This window comes from Shewanella sp. Isolate13, assembly GCF_022398325.1.
Taxonomy (GTDB): domain Bacteria; phylum Pseudomonadota; class Gammaproteobacteria; order Enterobacterales; family Shewanellaceae; genus Shewanella.
In genome coordinates, this window is the sequence record NZ_JAKEVD010000012.1 from 46,428 (window position 1) to 67,066 (window position 20,639).

A 20,639-nucleotide genomic window follows, 5' to 3' on the forward strand; every position below is an offset into this window, starting at 1 on the left:
GTAATAGATTACTTGCTGAAAGGGAGTTCGATAAGTTCTATCTTGTCTTGGCTAACGCTTAACATGCTGCCTTGCTCATACCAATCGCCTACAACGATACGGCGTTTCCCATTAGCGAGTTGATGAACTGCTGGCCTATGAGTGTGGCCGTGGATCATCTGCTCGGTTTTCGTGGCATCAAGTAGCTCAAGTACCGCATCGGGCTCAACATCCATGATGGTATAACTTTTCTGCTGATTGCTGCTCTGGCTTTTAGTACGCAGTTTTGCGGCGATATCGAGTCGCTTCGACTTTGGTAAATGGGCATATAGCCACTTAGCCCAACTCATATTACGGAACTTTCTAAAACGCTGATAAGGCTTGTCCAGTGTACAGAGGCTATCGCCATGCAATATAACACTTGGAACGCCATATAAGTCTAAGGTATAGACTTCGGGTAGCAGTGTCATGCCGCTGCGGTTTGCAAATACATTACCAATTAAAAAGTCTCTATTTCCATGGATAAAATAGATCGGCAGTTTTTGTGAAGCCCGTTTTATCGCATCGGCTAGTTCTTTGGCAAAAGGCTCTGCAATATCATCGCCAACCCAGACTTCAAAGAGATCGCCTAGGATATATAAAGCGTCGGTATCGTGAAGCTGAGTGTCGAGGAATGTGAGGAAAGCTTGGGTGATATCGGGACGATCTGCACTTAAGTGCAAATCGCCCACAAATAGAGTTCGCATCGAGGTAATATTACTCTTCGATGGTCACTTTTTCGATGATAACAGCTTCAAGAGGAACGTCTTGATGCATGCCACGGTTACCTGTGCTAACCGCTTTAATCTTGTTTACTACCTCCATGCCTTCTACAACTTCACCGAATACACAGTAACCCCAGCCTTGTGCTGACTCAGACTTAAAGTCTAAGAAAGTGTTGTCGTTAACGTTGATGAAGAACTGCGCCGTAGCTGAATGTGGATCTGAAGTACGCGCCATCGCGATGGTGCCAGTTTTGTTTGATAAACCGTTGTTCGCTTCGTTTTCAATCGTTGCGTTTGGACGCTTTTGGTCCATATCTTCAGTGAAACCACCACCTTGAACCATGAAACCGTCGATTACACGGTGAAAAACAGTACCGTCGTAGAAGCCTTCTTTAACGTAGTTAATGAAGTTAGCAGCAGTTTTTGGGGCTTTCTCAGCATTAAGTGCTAGCTTGATTTCGCCGTGGTTGGTATGAAGTGTGATCATATTTTAACTCTCATAATTTAACGTAACGTAAATAATGGCTGGATTCTAACGTAATTGCTTAATTGCATAAAGCATTGAGTGTTTACTGCTACCAATTAACCTCTTTGCTGATAGCTACATTGGCATTTTTCACCGTTCCATAGAATTGAGGCTAAGTTATCATGACCAATAATCCGCTCAAGATCGCAATCTAGCTCGGTTGCGGCATATCTGTGCATCTTTGCAGACTTTAGCTAAGAAAACAGCTTGGAACAGCGACTTTTGCAATGGTAGACTGAACAACTAATTTTTAATTCTAGCCGTTGAAGAGAATAATCAATGTTGAAGCTTTACAATAGTCTGACCCGCCAAAAAGAGCAGTTTGTGCCACTACAACCAGGAAAGGTTGGCATGTATGTGTGTGGGGTGACCATCTATGATTTATGTCATATTGGCCACGGGCGCACTTTTGTATCTTTCGACATGATTGTTAGATACCTAAGATACAGCGGATACGACGTTAATTTTCAGCGTAATATCACCGACGTCGACGATAAAATTATCAAGCGTGCCAATGAGAATAACGAGAGTTGTGATTCATTGACAGAGCGCTTGATTGCCGAAATGCATAAAGACTTTGATGCATTGAATATGGCGCGTCCAGATAATGAGCCTCGTGCAACCATGCATATGCCTGAGATCATCGATATGGTTGAAAGACTTATTGCGCGTGATCATGCATATGTTGCATCAAATGGCGACGTACTATTTAGCGTATCGTCATTCCCTGAGTATGGTCGTTTATCGGGTCAAAATCTTGAGCAACTGCAAGCCGGTGCTCGCGTAGAAGTTGAAGACACTAAACGCGATCCAATGGACTTTGTGCTTTGGAAGATGTCAAAGCCGAGCGAGCCAACTTGGGATTCACCATGGGGACCGGGTCGTCCAGGATGGCACATTGAATGTTCGGCAATGAACAGCAAACACTTAGGTGTGCACTTTGATATTCATGGTGGCGGCAGCGACTTACAGTTCCCGCATCATGAGAATGAGATTGCTCAGTCTTGCTGTGCTCACGACACACCGTATGTAAACTACTGGATGCATACTGGTATGGTGATGGTTGATAAAGAGAAGATGTCGAAGTCTTTAAATAACTTCTTTACTATCCGTGATGTGTTAGGCCACTACGATGCTGCGACAGTACGCTACTTCCTGTTATCTGGCCACTACCGTAGCCAGCTAAACTATTCTGAAGATAACCTAAAGCAAGCTAAATCAGCTCTTGAGCGTATTTACACCGCGCTTAAAGACTTAGATCTAAGCGTGGAAGCCGCGCCTGCCGAAGAGTTTGTAGCTAAATTTAAGTTGGCAATGGATGACGACTTTAATACGCCAGAAGCTTACTCAGTGTTATTTGACATGGTGCGTGAAATTAACCGCCTAAAAGCAACGGATATGGCTAAAGCATCTGCTTTAGGGGTTGCGCTAAAAGAGCTAGCCGATGTGTTAGGTATTTTAGGACAAGACGTCGATACCTTCTTTAAAGGTGAAGGTAGCGATGATGAAGTGGCAGAGATTGAAGCCTTGATTGCTGAGCGTAACCGCGCTCGTGCAGAGAAGGACTGGCCAGCAGCCGACGTTGCACGTGATGGCCTAAATGCATTAGGCGTAATCTTAGAAGATGGCCCAGAAGGGACCACTTGGCGTAAGAAGTAGTTCTTAGCAATAAATAGTCGTTTAAAGATAAAAAAGCCTGCTTATGCAGGCTTTTTTGTTTTTAACATCAAGAGTTGGAACACTTTGCTAGAACCTAGAACCTAGAACCTAGAACCTAGAACCTAGAACCTAGAACCTAGAACCTAGAACCTTCTCTTAGTCGTGATAATTTTCACAGGCATATAAGGTGTTTTCTAACAGGCTTGCAATGGTCATAGGTCCAACACCACCCGGAACTGGGGTAATAAAACTCGCGCGCTGGGCTGCTTCATCAAACTGCACATCACCCACAAGCTGACCGCTCTCTAAACGGTTAATGCCCACATCGATTACGATTGCGCCGGGCTTGATCCAATCTCCTGGAATAAACCCAGGCTTGCCGACGGCAACGATGACCAGATCGGCTTGTCTGACTTTCTCTTCAAGGTTGCGAGTAAAACGATGACAAGTGGTTGTCGTGCAGCCGGCTAATAGTAGTTCCAGCGACATAGGACGACCGACGATGTTTGATGCGCCAACGACAACTGCGTCTAAACCAAAGGTGTCAACACCTGTTGACTGGATTAATGTCATGATCCCCATCGGTGTGCATGCACGCAAAACAGGAATACGCTGAGCAAGGCGGCCAACGTTATAAGGGTGGAAACCGTCGACATCTTTGTCTGGGCGGATACGCTCAATGACTTTAGACTCTTCAATATGTTCTGGAAGAGGAAGTTGAACTAAGATGCCATCGATACTTGGATCTTCGTTACATTCATCAATCAATGATAAGAGTGCTTCTTCAGAAGTGCTGCTGTCTAAATCATAAGAGCGAGAGATAAAGCCGACTTCTTCACAGGCTTTGCGCTTACTGCCAACATAAACTTGTGACGCCGGATCGGCTCCAACAAGAATTACGGCTAAACCTGGGACTCTTTTTCCTGCCTCTTTGCGGGCGGTTACTTTGTCTTTGAGTTGAGTTCGAATGGATTGAGCGATAGCTTTACCATCGATGTTTTGGGCTGTCATTGGGGTAGGTGTCCTTTATACGGCGCGATAATGGAAAACGGCGACATTTTAACAGGACGGGTTAAAGGTGTCATTGATTTAGACTGTTAACAAACAATTCTAATATACGGATAATGACTTGATGTCACTATGGGAGATTGAGGTCAGCGATAAAGTTAAAGAGAATATGTGAATGATTATTGATAATCGGTTTATGCAATTTACTCGTCGCGTATTTACCTTGGAATAGCACATTTGTCGGTTAATTCCGCAATAAGGTTAAAACTAAATCTAATGGTCTGTAAAATAGGCAGCTGAACATCTTTTTTAAAAAAAGGCGTTGACGACTTTTAGAAGAGGGGATACTATGCGCTCCGTTCTCAACGAGCAGCAAGTTGTTGTCCTTGAGGGCCAGAAACAGTAAAGGTTATCCCAACGTGAAAACGTACTTTACAATAGGTTTCAAAGTTTCGGTGATTAGCGCAGCCCGGTAGCGCATCTGGTTTGGGACCAGAGGGTCAGAGGTTCGAATCCTCTATCACCGACCACATTTAAACTAACGTGGAACGTTAGTTGCCCAGTTCAGGAAATGAAGTTAATTCATTGCCGAGCGCCCGTAGCTCAGTTGGATAGAGCACCCGCCTTCTAAGCGGGTGGCCGCAGGTTCGAATCCTGCCGGGCGTACCATTTTTGTGGTGATTGTAGCTCAGTTGGTAGAGCCCCGGATTGTGATTCCGGTTGTCGTGGGTTCAAGTCCCATCAGTCACCCCACTCATTCTGCAAAGAAGTAAAGAAAGCGACCCTAGGTCGCTTTTTTTACGCCTGTAAATCGCGCTTTGAGGCTCGACTCTGGCGCATTCGATAGATATAATGTCGCGTCTTGATAATTATCAACTAAAAGATACCGGTGCCGATCGTCAGTATTTATGGGCATTTTGGTGAAATTTATGGATCAAGAAACGAATACCTGAGTAGTTGATTTTTCGACTATTGCAAAGGACGATAGACACATTTCGAGGTAAAAAAATGCAAGTTTCTGTTGAAACCACACAAGGCTTAGAGCGTCGCCTAACAATTTCTGTACCTGCTGAGCAGATCGAGAACACTGTTAAAGAAGCATTAAAAAGCGAAGCTAAGCGTGCTCGTATCCCAGGTTTCCGTCCAGGAAAAGTACCTGTAAGCGTGATCAATAAGCGTTATGGAAAAGCTATTCGTCAAGACATCATGGGTGAAGTGATGCAGCGTAACTTCGTTGAAGCTATCATTGCTGAGAAGTTAAACCCAGCTGGCGCTCCAACATTGACTCCTGGCTCAACTGAAGGCGAAAACTTTGAGTTTGTTGCGACTTTTGAAATCTACCCAGAAGTAGAACTTAAAGGTCTTGAGTCAATCACTGTTGAGCAACCAACTGCTGAAGTTACTGAAGCAGACGTTGATTCTATGATTGAAACGCTACGTAACCAACACGCGACTTTCGAAGTTGTTGAGCGCGCAGCGGCCGAAGGCGACAAAGCTAAGATCAACTTCGTTGGTTCAATCGACGGTGAAGAGTTCGAAGGCGGTAAAGCTGAAGATTTCGAACTTCAACTAGGTAGCGGCCGTATGATCCCAGGCTTCGAGTCTGGTGTTGAAGGTCACAAAGCGGGTGAAGAGTTCAACATCGAAGTGACTTTCCCAGAAGATTACCACGCTGAAAACCTAAAGGGTAAAGTAGCGACTTTCGCTATCACTCTGAAAGAAGTTCAAGCGGCTAACCTTCCAGAAGTTAACGATGAGTTCGCTACACTATTCGGTATTACCGAAGGTGGCATCGACGCACTACGCGGCGAAATCAGCAAGAACATGAGCCGTGAACTTGAGCAAGCGCTTAAAGCAAACGTTAAAGAGCAAGTTCTTAACGGTCTAGTTGAGCAAAACGAAATCGAATTGCCAAAAGCACTAATCGACGGTGAAGTAGAAGTATTGCGCAAGCAAGCTATGCAGCGCTTCGGCAACCAAGCTGCAAACATGCCTGAGCTACCAGCTGATCTATTCACTGAGCAAGCTGAGCGTCGTGTTAAAGTAGGTCTACTACTTGGCGAAGTTATCAAGACTAACGAGCTAAAAGCTGAAGACGAGCGCGTTCAAGGTCTGATCGCTTCTATGGCTTCTGCATACGAAGATCCAAGTGAAGTTGTAGCTTACTACAATGGTAACGAAGAACTTATGCAGAACATGCGTAACGTAGCTCTAGAAGAGCAAGCGGTTGAAGCTTTGTTGAAAACTGCAACTTTGACTGAAAAAGCAGTCAACTTTGAAGAATTTATGAACAAGGCTACAGGTCGCGCGTAACCATCGCTTGACTTAAATGGCTATTAGCCATTTATAATGGCTCGTATGAGGTTCCTCATGCGGGCCATTTTTATTTAGGGAAGTTAATCATGCACAAAGCGCCAGAATCAGTACTTAACGCACTCGTTCCTATGGTTGTCGAACAGACGGCTAAAGGTGAACGTTCATATGATATTTATTCTCGCCTTTTGAAAGAGCGAGTGATCTTTCTCGTTGGCCAAGTTGAAGAGCATATGGCTAACCTTATCGTTGCTCAGTTACTGTTTTTGGAGTCAGAGAGCCCAGATAAGGATATCTACCTATACATTAACTCGCCAGGCGGTAGCGTGACTGCGGGTATGGCGATCTATGACACTATGCAGTTTATTAAACCAAACGTCAGCACAGTGTGTATTGGTCAAGCGGCGAGCATGGGCGCATTTTTGTTAGCAGGCGGTGCAGAAGGCAAACGTCATTGCTTACCGAACTCTAGAGTGATGATCCATCAGCCTTTAGGTGGCTTTCAAGGTCAAGCGTCAGATATCGCTATCCATGCTCAAGAGATCTTAGGTATTAAGCATAAGCTTAACTCTATGCTTGCTGAGCACACTGGCCAGCCTCTTGAAGTGATTGAACGCGATACAGACCGCGATAACTTCATGAGCGCGACAGAAGCTGCTGAATACGGATTAGTCGATTCAGTGATAGCAAAACGAGGCTGATTTTTACTTCGCTCTGAGCTATGCTCAAATAAGAAGTAACGAAAAGATTTACGCAGTAGAATTACTGCAAACAGAGGTAAAGTAATGGGTGAAGACAAAGGTAACGGTGACGGCGGAAAACTGCTGTACTGCTCTTTTTGTGGTAAGAGCCAGCATGAAGTAAGAAAACTCATCGCTGGGCCTTCTGTATATGTTTGTGACGAGTGTGTTGAACTCTGCAATGACATTATTCGAGAAGAAATTAAAGAGATTTCACCAAAGCAAGAGCAAGACAAGTTGCCTACGCCTCATGAGCTAAGAGCACACTTGGATGATTATGTTATCGGTCAAGATAAGGCGAAGAAAGTCCTTTCTGTTGCGGTATATAATCATTATAAGCGTCTTAGAAATGCCAGCCCTAAAGATGGTGTTGAGTTAGGCAAGAGTAACATTCTGCTTATCGGCCCGACGGGTAGTGGTAAAACATTATTAGCAGAGACTTTAGCGCGCGTTCTTGATGTGCCATTTACGATGGCCGATGCCACGACACTAACCGAAGCGGGTTACGTGGGTGAAGACGTTGAGAATATCATCCAGAAGCTACTGCAAAAGTGCGACTACGATGTAGATAAAGCGCAGCGCGGTATTGTGTATATCGATGAGATCGATAAGATCAGTCGTAAGTCTGATAACCCATCAATCACACGTGACGTGTCGGGCGAGGGTGTACAGCAGGCGTTATTAAAGCTTATCGAAGGAACGATTGCAGCAGTGCCGCCACAAGGTGGCCGTAAGCATCCGCAGCAGGAGTTTTTGCAAGTCGATACTTCTAAGATCCTGTTCGTCTGTGGTGGTGCATTCGCAGGTCTTGAGAAAGTGATCGAGCAGCGTGCCCATGTGGGTACCGGTATTGGTTTTGGCGCCGAAGTTAAAGGTGAAGCCGACAAGAAGACTATCTCTGATACACTACTGCAAGTAGAGCCAGAAGATTTAGTTAAGTTTGGTCTGATCCCTGAGTTTATCGGCCGTCTACCGGTATTGGCAACGTTAGCCGAGCTGGACGATGAAGCGCTAATTCAAATTCTATCACAACCGAAGAATGCGATTACTAAGCAGTACGCGGCATTATTTGAGATGGAAGGCGTTGAACTTGAGTTTAGAGACGATGCACTTAAAGCGATTGCCCTTAAGGCACAAACGCGTAAGACGGGTGCTCGTGGACTTCGCTCTATCGTTGAGGGGATCTTGCTCGATATCATGTACGATCTACCATCGACAGACGATGTGGCTAAAGTTGTTATCGACGAGTCAGTGGTTAAAGGCGAGTCTAGCCCAATCCTGATCTACGCTAATAACGAAGCACAAACCGCAACAGCGGAATAAAATCTCGTCTACAATCGAGTAGTGAGTTTAAAAGGAGCCAATATGGCTCCTTTTTTATACACTTCTTTAATTAATTCTTTTTCGCTATTGAAACCTATCGAATCACCCCAATATACTCATAAGTAATCATAAAAAACGGAATCGAGCTATGACCCTAGAGCGTGATGCGCGAATCGAACTACCCGTACTACCACTAAGAGATGTGGTGGTCTATCCCCACATGGTAATTCCGTTATTCGTCGGTCGAGAGAAGTCTATTCGTTGCTTAGAAAAAGCGATGGATCAAGGTAAACAGATTATTTTAGTCGCCCAGCGTGATGCTGAGCTAGACGACCCAACTAGCGATGACATTTTTGATGTCGGTACAGTTGCATCAATACTCCAGCTATTAAAACTACCAGATGGTACCGTAAAGGTATTGGTTGAAGGTGGGCAAAGAGTTTGCATCGATAGCTATATCGAACAGGAAGAGATCTTCCAGGCAACTGCTCACTATCTCGAATCAGAGCCCCTTTCAGAGAAAGAAGAGGAAGTTCTTGTTCGCTCAGCCGTTGGTCAGTTTGAAGGTTACATCAAGCTAAATAAGAAGATCCCACCTGAGGTATTAACTTCGCTGTCGGGTATCGACGAGGCGGCAAGACTTGCCGACACCATGGCCGCACATATGCCGCTTAAGCTAGAAGACAAACAGTCTGTGCTTGAGATGGTCAATGTTAGCGAGCGCATCGAATACTTGATGGCGATGATGGAGGCTGAAATCGATCTATTGCAGGTTGAGAAGCGTATCCGTAGCCGCGTTAAGAAGCAGATGGAGAAGAGTCAGCGCGAGTACTATTTGAATGAGCAGATGAAGGCCATTCAAAAAGAACTTGGTGATATTGACGAGTCTCACGATGAGTTTGAGAGCTTAGCTAAGAAGATCGAAGAGGCACAGATGCCAGCAGAGGCTAAAGATAAAGCCTCTGCTGAGCTGAACAAGCTAAAGATGATGTCACCTATGTCTGCCGAAGCGACTGTGGTGAGAAGTTACGTTGAGTGGATGGTGTCTGTGCCTTGGCACAAGCGCTCTAAAATTAAACGTGATCTTGCTAAGGCGCAGGACGTACTCGACACCGATCACTTCGGGCTTGAAAAAGTTAAAGAGCGCATTCTTGAGTATCTAGCGGTTCAAAGCCGTGTTAAGCAGCTTAAGGGGCCTATCCTTTGTTTAGTTGGGCCTCCAGGTGTGGGTAAAACATCTTTAGGTCAATCTATTGCTAAGGCAACGGGCCGTAAGTATGTGCGTGTTGCCTTAGGCGGCGTTCGTGATGAAGCGGAGATCCGTGGTCACCGTCGTACCTATATCGGTTCTATGCCGGGCAAGGTCATCCAGAAGATGTCTAAAGTTGGTGTTAAAAACCCACTGTTCTTACTGGATGAAATCGATAAGATGAGCAGTGATATGCGTGGCGACCCAGCTTCGGCATTGCTTGAGGTGTTAGATCCTGAGCAAAACTCAGCATTTAGCGATCACTACATGGAGGTCGATTACGATCTATCTGATGTGATGTTCGTGGCTACCTCTAACTCGATGAATATTCCAGGCCCGTTACTAGACCGTATGGAAGTCATTCGCTTATCTGGTTATACCGAAGATGAGAAGCTTAATATTGCTAAGCAACACTTATTGCCGAAACAGATAGAGCGTAATGGACTAAAAGCGAAAGAGGTGACAGTCGACGATAGCGCTATTATCGGCATTATTCGCTATTACACACGTGAAGCGGGCGTTCGTGCACTTGAGCGTGAACTGTCTAAAATCTGCCGTAAGGTGGTTAAACAAATTTTGCTTGATAAGAGTATTAAGCATGTTGAAGTTAACCAAGACAACCTTAAGTCTTTCCTAGGTGTACAACGCTGTGACTACGGTAAGGCTGAATCGAATAACCAGATTGGTCAAGTGACAGGCCTTGCTTGGACTGAAGTGGGCGGCGATTTGCTGACTATCGAAGCGACATCTGTGCCAGGCAAGGGCAAGCTGACCTATACAGGTTCACTTGGCGATGTCATGCAAGAGTCGATTCAAGCGGCGATGACTGTTGTGCGTGCTCGCGCAGAACAATTGGGTATAAATCCTGACTTCTACGAGAAGCGTGATATTCACGTGCACGTACCTGAAGGCGCGACACCAAAAGATGGTCCATCTGCTGGTGCGGCAATGTGTACAGCCCTCGTTTCTAGCTTAACGGGTAATCCGGTTCGCGCAGATGTGGCGATGACGGGTGAAATTACTCTGCGTGGTGAAGTTTTACCCATTGGCGGATTAAAAGAAAAACTCTTGGCTGCCCATCGTGGTGGTACGAAAGTTGTTCTAATTCCAAAAGAAAATGAGCGTGATTTGGAAGAAATTCCACAAAATGTCATTGCCGATCTAAAAATTCATCCAGTGAAATGGGTTGATGAAGTATTGAAATTGGCGCTTGAGCGACCAGTTGAAGGCTTCGAAGTAGTTTAAAACGTGGACTAACGCAATAAAATGCAGGATACCTCTAAAAAAACAGTAAAAAAGGGCTTACCAAAGTTTGAAGCTGTGGTAGCCTAAGTCTGTGGAGAGTCAGTCGCTCCAGCCCTTGGAGTGACTGGTTTTGAGTAGTATCCTAATTTATTTCTTTGGTTTTCCTATAAGGCTTGAACTTTGGTTCTAAGCTTGTTATAAAAAGCCTCCGCAGACCGCTCTAGACAAGGATTTGGGTGCGGCGCACAAATTACATTCAAGGGGATGACATGAACAAATCTGAACTAATCGAGAAAATCGCTTCTGGTGCTGACATTTCTAAAGCTGCTGCTGGCCGCGCATTAGACTCTTTCATTGGCGCAGTTACTGAAGGCCTAAAAGAAGGCGATAAGATTGCTCTTGTTGGTTTCGGTACTTTCGAAGTGCGTCAACGTGCAGAGCGCACTGGTCGTAACCCACAGACGGGTAAAGAGATCAAAATCGCTGCAGCAAACATTCCAGCATTTAAAGCTGGTAAAGCTCTAAAAGACGCTGTTAACTAAGAAAGTTAGCAATGCAGCCTTTGTAAGGCTATTGTAAGAAAGCACTGCTTGGCAGTGCTTTTTACAAATAGAGAGGGCAATAATTGAGGTTACCCTTAATTTTGCCAGCAGGAGTCTGAAGAGATTACTTTTCATCTCCTTTAAATTACAAAAAGGCGCATCCAGACAGTGATGCGCCTTTTTATTTTATCCATCGCAACCAGCGAGAAGTCTGATGTTAGAAAAGATTCGCGAAGGCTCACAAGGTGTAATTGCAAAAGGCATTTTAATCCTTGTGATACTTTCATTTGCATTTACAGGCGTGAGTAGTTATTTAGGTTCTTCAACTGAGGTTGCAGCAGCTACCGTAAATGGTGAAGAGATCAGCAACTCAGCGTTAGAACAAGCCTATCAAAACGAGCGTAACCGCTTAGAACAACAATTAGGTGATATGTTTGCCACTCTGTCTGCCGATGACAACTATATGCAGAGCGTAAAGCAAAGTGTATTGGAACGCTTAGTTGCAGATAAGCTACTGGATCAAAATGCTGCAGAGCTTGGATTACGCGTATCTGATGAGCAGATTAAAGCCGCAATCATGAGCGAGCCTGCTTTCCAAACTGATGGTGTCTTTGATAACGACCGTTACCAAGCGATTCTGCGTCAGTTAGGCTACCAGGCAAACACTTTCCGCGACATGATGCGTACCGATATGACTCGCCGTCAGCTTGTTGCGACCTTGGTGGGTTCTGAATTCGTTCTTCCTGGTGAAGCCAAGTATTTGGCCGATCTACAAGGCCAGACCCGTGATATTGACTACAAGGTTATTGACGCGACTCCGTTCCTTGCTGACATCAGTGTTACCGATGAGCAGATCAAAACTTATTACGACTCTAATCTAGATCAGTTCATTCGCCCTGAAGTAGTTAGTCTTGACTATATCGAGCTAGATGCAAAAAATTTAGCTAAAGATGTAAAAGTGACTGATGCTGAAGCACAAGCATACTACGATGAACACAAAGCAAATTACACACAAGCTGAGAAACGCTTAGCTGCACATATCCTTGTTCAAACAGGTGACGATGACGCAGCGGCTAAAGCGAAAGCTGAAGCCATCTATAAGCAACTTCAAGACGGTGCTGACTTTGCTGAAGTCGCTAAGGCTGAATCTGAAGATACCTTTAGCGGTGAGCAGGGCGGTCAACTAGATTGGTTTGAAGCGGGCGTTATGGAGCCTGAATTTGACCAAGCACTGTTTGCGCTTAACAAAGGTGAGTACTCAAATGTTGTGAAAACAGACTTTGGTTACCACATTATCAAGGCTCTTGATATTCAAGCCGGTGCTCAAGCACCATTTGCTGACGTTAAAGAAAAAATCATTGCTCAGCTTCAAGATAAGCAGGCAGTAGATAAGTTCTATGAGCTACAGCAAGTTTTGGCTGACACCAGTTACGAAGTACCTGATACGCTAGCTGAGGCGGCTAAGGACCTCGGTGTTGATGTTAAGACAACTCCGGAGTTCACACGTACTAATCCGCCAGAGTTGTTCTCTAATCCTGAGCTATTAAAAGCGGCATTCTCTTCTAACGTACTACTCGATGGTATGAACAGTGATGTACTAGAAGTTGCGCCTAATCACGTTGTTGTGATCCGTGTTAACACCCATAAGGCTGCTGGCACTATGGAGCTAGCCGACGTTCGCAACGCGATTGCTAACCGCTTAAAGCAAGAGCAGGCTAATGAAGCTGCGCGTAAGCAAGCACAAGAAGCGATGACTGCTGTTGAAGCTTCAGGTGTAACAGCTGACTTTATTGTTAAAGACAAGCTAGGTCGTTTCGAGCAAGACGTTGATGGCGCAATCGTAAATAAAGCATTTGCTATGGCTCAGCCAAGTGATAAGCCTTCAGTTGATACTGTTGCGCTAGCAAACGGTTACGCGGTAGTGGTATTGAAGAAAGTTAATCCAGCTGAAGGCGTTGATGCAAATCTTCTAGAAGCACTTAAGCAGCGTTTAAGCTCTCAATACAGTGAAAACGATTACCGTGCAGTGATCGCTTCTCTAAAGGCTAAGGGTGAAGTACTTTACCCTGTTGCTGAATAAGAGTCGCTGAGTAAGCGTTACTGGTTAAGTATCAGTGAGCCTCACATGAAGCATTAAAAAAACCGGCTAAGGCCGGTTTTTTTATGGGCGCGAAATGAGGTGGCTAAAATATTTCTACTTGTGAAGCCATATAGGCTGGCTCAAGGGGCACATGACTTGTCATCAAGCGCTTCGCTTTAACGAAGAGCAGCGAGGAAAAGCTTATGGCTTGAGCTGTTGCCTTACTTCTTAGCGGTGAGTTTGTGGCTTTCAGTGTTTAATCGTGAGTCGATTAATCCCATCAGAAGTGGTCACAGCAATGCCTAGAAGTAGTGAATGGGTAATAAAAAACGCCGCAATGTAATATTGCGGCGTTTAACTTTCAGGCTAAACCAGCTATTGCTAGTTAGATTGAAACTACGTCAAACTCAACGTGTGGATTGACGTCTGCTTCGTAGTCGATCCCTTCGATACCGAAACCGAATAGCTTTAGGAACTCTTCCTTATATTCGCGGTAATCGGTTAGTTCCGCTAAGTTTTCTGTAGTCACTTGTGGCCACATATCACGGCAATGTTGCTGGATCTCTTCACGAAGCTCCCAGTCATCTAAACGAAGACGATTTGAATCATCCACGTCTGCCGCGCTACCATCAGCCTTATATAGGCGCTCGCTAAACATACGGTTAATCTGCTCGATACAGCCTTCATGTAGACCTTCTGCGCGCATCTTCTTAAATACCATAGCGATGTATAGTGGCATAACAGGAATTGCCGAGCTCGCTTGTGTTACAACGCTCTTAAGCACTGCAACGTTAGCGCTACCGCCAGTTGCTGAAAGCTTATCATTTAGGGCATGTGCTGCGCGGTCAAGATCCATTTTGGCTTTACCAAGTGCGCCGTGCCAGTAAATAGGCCAAGTAAGCTCGGTTCCGATATAGCTATAGGCAACGGTCTTGCAGTCGTTGCTTAGCACGCCAGCTTCGGATAGCGCTTGCATCCACAGTTCCCAGTCTTCACCGCCCATGACCGTCACTGTATCGGCAATTTCTTGCTCTGTTGCCGGTTCAACACTGGCTTCGATGATGGTGTCTTTATTGGTATCAACCGCTGTAGCAGTATAAGTCTCACCGATAGGTTTAAGTGATGAACGTACAAGTTCACCGCTATCTGGCATTTTACGCACTGGTGATGCTAACGAGTAAACCACCATATCGACTTGACCAAGGTCTTGCTTGATAATCTCAATGGCTTTTTGTTTAGCTTCATGGCTGAAGGCATCACAATTGATGCTCTTAGAGTAAAGCCCTTCCGCTTTAGCAAACTTATCGAACGCAGCAGAGTTGTACCAACCAGCTGTGCCAGGTTTAGTTTCGGTACTTGGCTTTTCAAAAAACACGCCTAACGTGGCGGCATCGCTACCAAAAGCTGCAGTAATGCGTGAAGAAAGACCGTATCCACTTGAAGAGCCAACGACTAAGACTTTCTTAGGGCCATTAGCAATTTTACCTTTAGCTTTGGTAAAGTTGATCTGTTCAAGGACATTGGCTTCACAACCAACAGGATGGGTCGTAGTACAAATAAAGCCACGGATTCTAGGTTTGATGATCATATTTTTTGATTCTCTTAAAAAATTGTCTCTAGGATAATTAAACCGACATCAAATGGCACTCGTTTTTCTTGAAAATCGGCTTTTTTATCAGTGGTTGGAGCAGTTTACTCGTTGCAAACAACATGGTCTTGTATGTTGCCGACATACATAAGACATTCCCTTCATTCCTGAAGGACTGATGTTGTGAGAGCCATTAATGCAGAAGCAATTCACGGCGTTGCTTCAAAATAGCTAAACTCTCACTCAGCGAATACATCTCTATAAAGATTAGTATTATTTCTTACGTGTAAACAGGCTTTGCTCTTGAATTAACCTTTGGGTGTACTCATGTTGCGGTTGATTAAATAGTTGCTCTGTTGTTGCCTTCTCAACCATGACCCCTTTTTTCAGCACCATGATTTTATCGCTAACATGACGAATGATATTCATATTATGGGATACGAATATATAAGACAGCCCCATCTCTTGTTGTAGCTCTAACAGCAGGTTGAGGATCTGTGATCTTACCGAAAGGTCCAGCGCGGTTAAGGCTTCATCAGCGATGATAATTTTAGGATCAAGCATCAAGGCGCGAGCGACTGCTACGCGTTGTTTTTGTCCCTCTGAGATCATATGGGGATAGAAATCGGAGTGCTCAGGCAATAGGCCTACTTTTCTCAGCTTATCCATGACCTGAGCTTTGCGCTCGCTGCTGTCCAAGTCGGTATTGAACTTTAAAGGCTCATCTAATAGCTCACCAATGGTCAACCTTGGATTGAGTGAGGTATTTGGGTCTTGGAAAATCATCCGAATAAGGCGGCAGCGTTGCTTAAGATCGTGTTTATCTAGTGGCTCACCTTCAAAGAAGATCTCGCCGCCACTTCTGATCTCTGCCCCCACCAAAATACGGGCAATAGTGGTCTTGCCTGAGCCAGCTTCACCCACTATCGCCAGTGTTTCACCTCGATTGAGTTCAAACGACACAGGCGATAAGGCATGGTTATATTGGCGCTTAAACCGCTTGTAGCCAGCGTAATAGCTTTTGCGGAGATCATTAACTTTAAGAAGTGGTGTCGTCATTACATGGCTCACTGTGATAAGGAAAATGACAAGCGAAATAGCGGTCTTTTTTGTGGCATAGGCTAGGTTTACTGACGCAGCGCTTTTGCGCCTGCGGGCAGCGTGGCCCTAAGCGGCAGCCGATAGGCAGATGCTGCAAGGCCGGGGCGGAACCAGGCAAGGTACGCATCACCGATTTATGGGCAAGGGCACCGGAATAGTCAGGCATATTGTCCAGAAGTGCTTTGGTGTACGGATGAAAAGGCTGCTCGAGTACTTCGGCTGTAGGGCCTGACTCCATGACTTGGCCACTGTATAGAACCGTGAGTTGATCGCACCAACCGGAAAGGGTATCTAGCTCATGGCTAATTAGAAGGATAGATACGCTGTGTAGCTGATTGAGCTTACTTAGAAGTCTAAAAATTTGTGCCTGAGTGCTTAACTCCATCGAGTCTGTGGGTTCATCGGCAATCAACAATCGCGGCTGGTTGGCAATCGCCATGGCGATCATCACTTTTTGGCATTCACCCGCAGAGAGTTCCCATGCATAGCTGCTCATGACCTCTTCAGTATTCTTTATGCCGACTTTATGTAGCCATTTTTGTGCGGTAGCCTTACGTGTCTTGTTCCGCTTCCAGAAGGGAACTTGCTTATCCTTTGGCATGGCTTCGATAAGTTGACTACCCACTGAGATGGCTGGATCTAAGCTACCTGTGGGGTCTTGGAAAATAACCGCAATCTCGCTGCCCATTAGGTTGCGCCGCTGCTTAGCCGACATATCCATTAGGTTTTGGCCATCCCACATCATGCGGTCAGCAGTAATACTCCAGTTATGGCCTGGTACTCCTAAAATGGCACGAGCCAGCAGGGTTCGGCCAGAACCTGATTCACCCACTAAACCATGTAGCTCACCGGGGTTAATGGTTAGGCTGACACGTTCCAATGCTTTGACACGTCCATGGGGCGTATCCAGTTCGATGGTAAGATTTCGAATATCGAGTAATGGCATAATATTAGTTTCTGATGGGCGATAACGCCGATCTCAATCCGTCACCAACTAAGTTGATAGCCAACACACTACATAATATAGCGACACCAGGAATTGTTACCGTCCAAGGGGCGGTCAATAAATTATCGAGTCCTTGTGACACCATGGCTCCCCACTCTGGACTTGGGGCCTGAGCGCCAAGGTTCAAAAAGCCGAGGGCGGCAATGTCCAAAATGGCGGCAGAGATAGCGAGTGTGGTTTGAATAATCACAGTTTCCCATACGTTAGGCATAATCACGTACCAGAAAATCTGAATTGAGTTGGCGCCATCGAGTTTCGCCGCTGTCACATAATCTTTTTGCAGCTCCTCATGTACCGCTTGATGAATGGCTCGTACAAATTGCGGAGTCAAGGCGATACCGACGGCCCAAAACACGTTTTCTAGACCCGGTCCCATGACGGCAACAACCAAAATGGCTAATAGCAGTGACGGGATCGATAATAAAGCGTCCAGTAGGTGACTTAATATCGAAGACTTAAGTCCCTTCATCATGCCGGAAATAGAGCCGATGATAAAACCGACCACTAATGAGGCCAGTACGATTCCGAGTGCCATGCCAAAAGTCAGGTGAGCGCCATGGAGTAGGCGACTGAAGATATCTCTGCCTAAGTCATCGGTGCCAAGGAAGTGCTCAACCGTACCGCTAGCATCCCATGATGGCGGCAACAGCAGCGCTAACGGATCTTGTTGCTCCGGAGAGAAGGGGGCAATCCAAGGACCAAAAATCGCTAGGGTGAGCATACAACACACAGCCCAAAGGCCTATCAGTGCAAATGGGTTATCGGAAAACGCCTGCCATACCTTTTGTGTAGGTGAGAGAATATGGTCTTCTTGATAAATTCTAATTCGCGGCATAGATCTCTTTCCTGCTTAGCGGATTATAAGCGTTGTGTATGACTTCAATTAAGATACTCAGGAATATAATGGTCAATGCGACGCCTAATACACCACCTTGAATAACCGTGTAATCTCGCTGGTAAATACCAGATACCAACCAACTTCCTACGCCAGGCCATGAAAAAATCACCTCAACAATCATGGCATAACTGGCAAAAGTACCTAACATCAGGCCCATATTCTTTAAAACTGGGATCAGCGCGTTTGGCAGTGCATGACGCAACACAATCGTACTGGTATGTAAACCCCTAGCTTCGGCTGCCTTAATATAGGGCAGTTCCATGATGTTTAGCATGGCCGCACGCGTGATACGCACAACCACAGTAAAGGGCAGTACGGCCAACGTTATCGAGGGTAAGATGATATGAAATAGCGCATCTTTAAAGGCTGAGAACCGATAGACGGAGTCCCAAAGTAAGGTGTCGATAAGCATAAATCCGGTAACAGGTTCGATTTCGTATAGCAGGTTGATCCGACCTGATACGGGAAGCCAACCCAGCTTAACCCCAAACCATAAAGACAGGGTTAGTCCTAGCCAAAATACCGGAATGGAATAGCCTGTTAGGGTGATCGCCATGATGCTGTGTTGGGTAACCTTGTTTTTGCTCAGTGACGCAAACACTCCTAGCGGTACGCCGAGAAAAACCGCAATTAACCCTGCAACCATCGCAAGCTCAAAAGAAGCTGGAAGTGCCTGAGTTAGCTCCTCAATGACAGGGCGCTGAGATGTGATAGAGACCCCTAAATCACCGCTCAAGCGGTTTTTGGCGTAGGCGAAAAACTGCGACAGCTGGTTTGAGTTTAACTGGTATGCCTCTTCGATATCCTGTATTTGCGCCGATGTGGGGGCGGTAATACCGGTTAGCGCAACGAACTTATTGGTAGGAAAGTAGCCCGTCGTGATGAATAGAACCGCTATCAAGACAAAGCTGGTAGCTAGAAACAGATTCAATCTGCGAAGAAGATAACGACCCATTATTGCGTTTCCTCTACTGTAATTTTCTTAGCACGTTCAAATGAGATCCCACCAAAAGGCGTAAGCTGTGTTTGCTTAATATCCTTGCTCTTAAAGGTCAGCTGTGTGGCATGAGCAAATGGCATCATAGGAACATGTTCGATAAACAGCGACTCTGCCTGTTGATATAGGGCTTTTCGCTGTAACTCTGAAGTTGTTGCTTTGGCCTGCGCTAAGATCCTGTCCATTTCTAGATTGCACCACTGGGCACGGTTACTCGATGATTGTAGTGCATCACAGCTCATCATAGGTGAGAAGAAGTTGTCGGGATCACTATTATCGGCATTCCACCCGATCAGTACCGAGTCATAGTCATTAAGGCTGAGCTTTTGGTTAAATACACTCCAATCATAGGTGACTATGTTGACATCCACGCCTATATTGGCCAAATCTGCTTGAATAAGCTCGGCGGTTTTCAGAGCGTTGGGATTATAAATGCGTGCAACCGGCATCGCCCAAATATCGATGCTGAGCTTATCTATGCCAGCTTCATCTAATAATGCTCGTGCTTTTTCAGGGTTATATTGATAAGTGCTCTTATTATAGTGATAGGCCCATGATTGCGGTGGTAGCATACCAGTCGCTTTAATTGCCGTCTCTTGGTACACCGCGCGCAGAATATTTTGCTTATCAACGGCGTAAGCCAATGCTTGACGCACTCGGACGTCATCGAAAGGCTTTTTCTTGGTATTAAACGCCCAAAATGCAACGTTGAAGCCCAATTGAGTATCTAATTCCAGATTAGGATGCTCTTTGATGACGGGTAACTCGCCAGCTTTTGGCAGTGCCGATACATTGCAGTCTCCAGTGATTAACTTGGTTAATCTCGCGCTGCTTTGGGGCGTAATATTAAAGACTAATTGCTCAAATTCCGGCAGGGCACGCCAAAAGTTATCATTGCGGTGATAGCGAATAAGTTCATTCTTCACGTATTTGACTAACTTAAAGGGACCTGTGCCGACAGGGTTTCTATCCAATAGCTCCGGTGTACCTTGAGCCAAGAGATTATCGGCGTACTCTTTAGAGAGAACCACTGAGAATCCGGTTGCCAGATTGGAAAGGAATGAGGCGTCAGCTTGATTCAAGTGAAATACCACTTCATCATCGGCGACTTTTTCAATTTCGGTGACGCTTTGGCCAAAGCCGATACTTTGAAAAAACGGATAACCAGTTTTGGAAATCCTATGATATGGATTGTCACTATCGATAATTCGATTAAAAGAGAACAACACATCATCGGCATTAAAGTGACGAGTCGGCGTAAATAGTGGCGTTTGATGAAACTGTACCCCATGGCGCAATTTAAAGCGGTAGCTTAGGCCGTCATCAGAGGTTTCCCATGATGTAGCAAGCGCTGGTACTATTTCACCAGAAACAGGATCGTAATCAACTAGACTGTCGTAGAGTTGTTGCGAGGTCGCATCAATCGTGGTTCCTGAGGTCACCAGTTGCGGATTGAAGGTCTCGGGATTGCCTTCAGAGCAGTAGACTAGCCCTGTAGGAACTTGCTGTGGGCCACAGGCGGTGAGTAACAAGTTAATCGCAGAGATCCCAGTGATTAACTTTATTCTCTTTAGCAGCTGTTTCATTAAGCCATCATTTTTGAGCTGAACGTTATTAGCTA

General features: G+C 45.4%; 17 protein-coding genes and 3 tRNA genes. 10 read left to right on the forward strand and 10 right to left on the reverse strand.

What is annotated here, in order from left to right; genetic code table 11:
• Positions 1-8: 8 nt before the first annotated feature.
• The 3 genes from L1D44_RS09970 to L1D44_RS21755 all read right to left on the reverse strand — a co-directional run bounded on the left by L1D44_RS09970 (position 9) and on the right by L1D44_RS21755 (position 1,448).
• Entirely contained in the window at positions 9-725 is a 717-nt protein-coding gene (locus L1D44_RS09970) for a UDP-2,3-diacylglucosamine diphosphatase (RefSeq protein WP_239890297.1), read from the reverse strand.
• Positions 726-735: 10 nt separating this feature from the next.
• Positions 736-1,230, reverse strand: coding sequence for a peptidylprolyl isomerase (locus L1D44_RS09975; RefSeq protein ID WP_239890299.1), 495 nt, complete (start codon positions 1,228-1,230; stop codon positions 736-738).
• 95 nt (positions 1,231-1,325) lie between these two features.
• Positions 1,326-1,448 (reverse strand): hypothetical protein, encoded by a 123-nt coding sequence (locus tag L1D44_RS21755; RefSeq protein ID WP_275660444.1) that lies wholly within the window; start codon positions 1,446-1,448, stop codon positions 1,326-1,328.
• 100 nt (positions 1,449-1,548) lie between these two features.
• Here L1D44_RS21755 and cysS point away from each other — a divergent pair, with 100 nt between their 5' ends.
• On the forward strand, positions 1,549-2,928 hold the full coding sequence (gene cysS / locus L1D44_RS09980; protein ID WP_239890301.1) for a cysteine--tRNA ligase: 1,380 nt from the start codon (positions 1,549-1,551) through the stop codon (positions 2,926-2,928).
• Between the two features lie 156 nt (positions 2,929-3,084).
• Here the strand turns inward: cysS and folD are convergent, their stop codons facing one another.
• On the reverse strand, positions 3,085-3,939 hold the full coding sequence (folD, locus tag L1D44_RS09985; protein WP_239890303.1) for a bifunctional methylenetetrahydrofolate dehydrogenase/methenyltetrahydrofolate cyclohydrolase FolD: 855 nt from the start codon (positions 3,937-3,939) through the stop codon (positions 3,085-3,087).
• A 450-nt stretch (positions 3,940-4,389) separates the two neighbouring features.
• Between folD and L1D44_RS09990 the strand changes: the two genes are divergently transcribed.
• The 9 genes from L1D44_RS09990 (at position 4,390) to L1D44_RS10030 (ending at position 13,428) form a co-directional block, all read left to right on the forward strand.
• Positions 4,390-4,466, forward strand: a tRNA-Pro gene (locus tag L1D44_RS09990).
• 62 nt (positions 4,467-4,528) lie between these two features.
• A tRNA-Arg gene (locus L1D44_RS09995) sits at positions 4,529-4,605 on the forward strand.
• Between the two features lie 8 nt (positions 4,606-4,613).
• A tRNA-His gene (locus tag L1D44_RS10000) sits at positions 4,614-4,689 on the forward strand.
• A gap of 255 nt (positions 4,690-4,944) precedes the next feature.
• Positions 4,945-6,249 carry a trigger factor gene (gene tig, locus L1D44_RS10005; protein ID WP_239890305.1) on the forward strand — a complete coding sequence of 435 codons (1,305 nt, stop codon included), beginning with the start codon at positions 4,945-4,947 and terminating at the stop codon, positions 6,247-6,249.
• An 89-nt stretch (positions 6,250-6,338) separates the two neighbouring features.
• Positions 6,339-6,950 carry an ATP-dependent Clp endopeptidase proteolytic subunit ClpP gene (gene clpP / locus L1D44_RS10010; protein ID WP_220768195.1) on the forward strand — a complete coding sequence of 204 codons (612 nt, stop codon included), beginning with the start codon at positions 6,339-6,341 and terminating at the stop codon, positions 6,948-6,950.
• 84 nt (positions 6,951-7,034) lie between these two features.
• Positions 7,035-8,312 (forward strand): ATP-dependent protease ATP-binding subunit ClpX, encoded by a 1,278-nt coding sequence (clpX, locus tag L1D44_RS10015; RefSeq protein WP_220768194.1) that lies wholly within the window; start codon positions 7,035-7,037, stop codon positions 8,310-8,312.
• A 148-nt stretch (positions 8,313-8,460) separates the two neighbouring features.
• The gene (gene lon, locus L1D44_RS10020) at positions 8,461-10,806 is read left to right on the forward strand and encodes an endopeptidase La (RefSeq protein ID WP_220768193.1); all 2,346 of its coding nucleotides are present in this window, start codon (positions 8,461-8,463) and stop codon (positions 10,804-10,806) included.
• A 269-nt stretch (positions 10,807-11,075) separates the two neighbouring features.
• Complete coding sequence (hupB, locus tag L1D44_RS10025) at positions 11,076-11,348, forward strand: nucleoid-associated protein HU-beta (protein ID WP_012155904.1); 273 nt, start codon at positions 11,076-11,078, stop codon at positions 11,346-11,348.
• A gap of 214 nt (positions 11,349-11,562) precedes the next feature.
• The gene (locus L1D44_RS10030) at positions 11,563-13,428 is read left to right on the forward strand and encodes a SurA N-terminal domain-containing protein (RefSeq protein ID WP_239890307.1); all 1,866 of its coding nucleotides are present in this window, start codon (positions 11,563-11,565) and stop codon (positions 13,426-13,428) included.
• 385 nt (positions 13,429-13,813) lie between these two features.
• On the opposite strand, the gene fabV is transcribed toward L1D44_RS10030, so the two are convergent.
• The 6 genes from fabV to L1D44_RS10060 all read right to left on the reverse strand — a co-directional run bounded on the left by fabV (position 13,814) and on the right by L1D44_RS10060 (position 20,604).
• The gene (fabV, locus tag L1D44_RS10035; protein ID WP_239890309.1) at positions 13,814-15,016 is read right to left on the reverse strand and encodes an enoyl-ACP reductase FabV; all 1,203 of its coding nucleotides are present in this window, start codon (positions 15,014-15,016) and stop codon (positions 13,814-13,816) included.
• A gap of 273 nt (positions 15,017-15,289) precedes the next feature.
• Entirely contained in the window at positions 15,290-16,075 is a 786-nt protein-coding gene (locus L1D44_RS10040) for an ATP-binding cassette domain-containing protein (RefSeq protein WP_239890310.1), read from the reverse strand.
• Positions 16,056-17,063, reverse strand: a complete 1,008-nt coding sequence (locus L1D44_RS10045; RefSeq protein WP_239890312.1) for an oligopeptide/dipeptide ABC transporter ATP-binding protein — start codon at positions 17,061-17,063, stop codon at positions 16,056-16,058. The genes L1D44_RS10040 and L1D44_RS10045 overlap by 20 nt, the downstream gene beginning before the upstream one ends.
• Positions 17,064-17,067: 4 nt before the next feature.
• Complete coding sequence (locus tag L1D44_RS10050) at positions 17,068-17,958, reverse strand: ABC transporter permease subunit (RefSeq protein ID WP_220768188.1); 891 nt, start codon at positions 17,956-17,958, stop codon at positions 17,068-17,070.
• Positions 17,945-18,976: an ABC transporter permease gene (locus tag L1D44_RS10055; protein ID WP_239890314.1), complete on the reverse strand. Its 1,032-nt coding sequence runs from the start codon at positions 18,974-18,976 to the stop codon at positions 17,945-17,947. Before L1D44_RS10055 ends, L1D44_RS10050 begins: the two co-directional genes overlap by 14 nt.
• Positions 18,976-20,604 (reverse strand): ABC transporter substrate-binding protein, encoded by a 1,629-nt coding sequence (locus L1D44_RS10060; RefSeq protein ID WP_239890316.1) that lies wholly within the window; start codon positions 20,602-20,604, stop codon positions 18,976-18,978. Before L1D44_RS10060 ends, L1D44_RS10055 begins: the two co-directional genes overlap by 1 nt.
• Positions 20,605-20,639: the final 35 nt, after the last annotated feature.